General features: G+C 45.9%; 1 protein-coding gene and 1 tRNA gene. One reads left to right on the forward strand and one right to left on the reverse strand.

The features are described from left to right. Position 1 precedes the first annotated feature (1 nt). Positions 2 to 74, reverse strand: a tRNA-Asn gene (locus Q0882_RS16580). A 284-nt stretch (positions 75 to 358) separates the two neighbouring features. Between Q0882_RS16580 and Q0882_RS16585 the strand changes: the two genes are divergently transcribed. After that, positions 359 to 2,177: retention module-containing protein (locus Q0882_RS16585; RefSeq protein WP_299184077.1), on the forward strand; the 1,819-nt coding region annotated here is incomplete at its 3' end.

Here is a 2,177-nt window from a genome sequence, read left to right on the forward strand (position 1 = left end):
GCTCCCTGAGCTGGACTCGAACCAGCGACCAATAGATTAACAGTCTACTGCTCTACCAACTGAGCTATCAGGGAACTACACCTTGAAAGTGCGGCGTATCTTAATGACACCGGGGTTTAGCGTCAAGGTATTTTTTGCAAAAAGTTAACAGAAAATAGGGGTTGGTTAATGCTTATACAGAATGGGGTTAGGGCACCTGTAAATATGGGGAGGCTTGTCTAAAATTCGTACGATTTCTTTGAGCTATCTCATTAAAATTAAAGAAAAAATAGCACCTGTACCTCAGTACAATAGTTTTCGTCATCTAACCATATAAAGTGCATGCTTTCCTAATTGACCTGTTGTAAAGGATAGTTGTATGAGTGTTGTAGGTACGGTGTCTCATCTTATTGGTCGCGCAGTTGCTATCACAGCCGATGGAACTGAACGAGTTTTGAGCTTAGGTGATCAGGTTTTTGCCGATGAAGTTGTACGGTTGGCACCTGATGCAGTGATCGAAATTGCCACAGAGAATGGTGAGCCCGTTCATCTGGATGGTGGTCAAAGCTGGCTAGCAAGTGCTGAAACCTACTCCACACTAGAGACATTAGACCCATCCGAAGCGGCCACCGATGTTGAATCCATTCAGGCAGCCATTTTAGCGGGTGCCGACCCGACAGAGGTAGGTGAAGCAACAGCCGCGGGTGGAGAGCCTGCTGGTGGTCAGTCAGGTAATGAGGGATCTTCAACGGTCAATATTCAGCGTACAGCTGATGAGGTTGATCCTACTGCTGGTTTTAATACGCAGGGATATTCAGATGATATCCCTGATATCCCTGGCGAAGAAGTTCAAGCACTTGCCCCGCAGCTTTCTATCAACGATATCGTTATTGAAGAACCAAATTCAGATTATTTTGCTGCGACAAATGTCGGTGACAGCTCAGTGGTTGTAACGAGTCTGACACTTAATGAAGCTGGTACCTTCAGTTTCGAGTGGAACTTTTCAGAAGGTGATTACCTCCCATACAACGATTTTGCCTATGTCGTTGTTAATGGGAAGGTCTATTTGCTGGCCGATTATATCAACACGGATCTGAGTGGCGGTGAATCAGGAGTTCAGACGTTCGCTATTGAACTTGATGCAGGTATTCATCAGATTGCGATCGGTGTAACTGATGTAGGTGATTCTTCTGTTGAATCGCCTCTTTTAATCCAGAATGTAGCTTTCAACGGTGTTGAAATTGATGGTCTTAACTTCAGCAATGGTGAAGGTGACTGGAGCGCAACGGGCACTGCGGTCTTAAGCGAAGGTGCCTTAACCCTTACTGCTTCTGCAGACGTATCTGAAGTTGAAGGTGTGGCTGGTCTTAATGCAGGAGATCTGGATACTCTGGCATCATTAAATGCACAGGGCTGGAGCGTTGCTACATTCACAGTGACATTAAATACGCCTTCAGCGGCTGACGTCACTGTGGATTTTGCAACTGCGGATGGTACCGCTATCTCTGGTGGTACGGGCATTGCGGAAAATGATTATGGTACAACTTCCGGCACACTAGTGATTCCTGCGGGTGAAACATCGGCAACGATCGAAGTGCTGGTCTTTGGTGATAATTATCAGGAAGGCGACGAGCAGTTCCTCGTTACACTTTCGAACCCGGTTAATGCGATTATCATCGATGATCAGGGCGAAGCAACTATTCTGGACAATGATGCTCCAGTTTTCACCCTTTCAGCAGATGATTATTACTATGAAGGTGAAGGCGAGCAACTGGCACCGGGATCAAATTCTAACGAAGTCTTTGAAGGTGGCTCAGCAGACTATGTTATTACGCTTTCAGGAGCTGATATTCCTGAAGGTGAAACTGTCGTTCTGACGCTCGATATTGCGGATGGTACTGCGGTATATATTAGTGATTATGACAATACAAACGGCATTGGTTTCAACCCGGAAACAAATCAGGTAACTCTTGAAGGCCCGTTATATAAGGGTGATGTTGTCGCAGCTCTTAATATCGAAGCGGTTGATGATGTCTATGCTGAAGTGTCAGAGGATTTCAGCGTCACGTTGGTTGAAACTACCGTTGGTACAGTTGCAGGCACGGTGACCACAACGATTCATGATGATGGTGATACTACCACCATTAGCGTAAATCAGGTGGATGAAGAGGGTACGGTAGTTACCGACGATGTGGTTG

The sequence above is a fragment of the uncultured Neptuniibacter sp. genome, assembly GCF_947498015.1.
GTDB lineage: Bacteria > Pseudomonadota > Gammaproteobacteria > Pseudomonadales > Balneatricaceae > Neptuniibacter.